The sequence below is a fragment of the Bhargavaea massiliensis genome (assembly GCF_050480245.1).
In the GTDB taxonomy this organism is placed as follows: Bacteria; Bacillota; Bacilli; order Bacillales; family Anoxybacillaceae; genus Anoxybacillus.
In genome coordinates, this window is sequence record NZ_JBCNEQ010000068.1 from 1 (window position 1) to 621 (window position 621).

The 621-nt window shown below is 42.8% G+C and carries 1 protein-coding gene; it reads left to right on the forward strand.

Translation table 11 applies throughout. From position 1 onward, the window contains the following. A partial coding sequence (locus ABEV15_RS12610) for an IS630 family transposase (RefSeq protein WP_498853413.1) occupies positions 1-439 on the forward strand: 439 nt, incomplete at its 5' end. Between the last annotated feature and the right edge of the window lie 182 nt (positions 440-621).

Here is a 621-nt window from a genome sequence, read left to right on the forward strand (position 1 = left end):
GAAACAAGTGCCAAGCTACGGACACCATGACCATGTGTCCATTTTTGGTGCAGTTGACGTTCAACAAGGCGATGTGGTGTTTCATCGTGCACCATCCGCCAATGCCGAAACCTTCCTCGGCTTTTTGCACCGATTGAAAGAGAAATATACGGACCGATTCCTCGTGCTTGTGTTGGACAACGCACGCATTCATCATGCCAAGATGGTGCAAGCCTTTCTTGATGGCGAGGAAGGCGATGCGTTTCATGTCATCTTTTTGCCACCGTATTTTCCACAGTTGAACCCGATTGAACGGTTATGGAAGTGGTTGAAAGATGAGGTGATTGCCAATGTTTTTCACAAGGACCCAAACGACAATGCCCAATCCATTACTCGCTTTGAACAGTACGTCTTACAACACCCGGATGAGGTGTTGCGCCGCATCGGGTGTACTGCGTGAACCAGAGGTTAAAATTTTAAATTGGATGTATATAGAAGTATTTATAAAGAAGTAATAAGAAGATATGGTTGGTGATACTATGTCATTCTGGGAAAGCATAAAGAACAAGGAAACAGTTGTTTTAAGTGATGATGCAATCGATTTGTTAAGTGATACGCTCTTAGAAATCAAAAAAATTTATC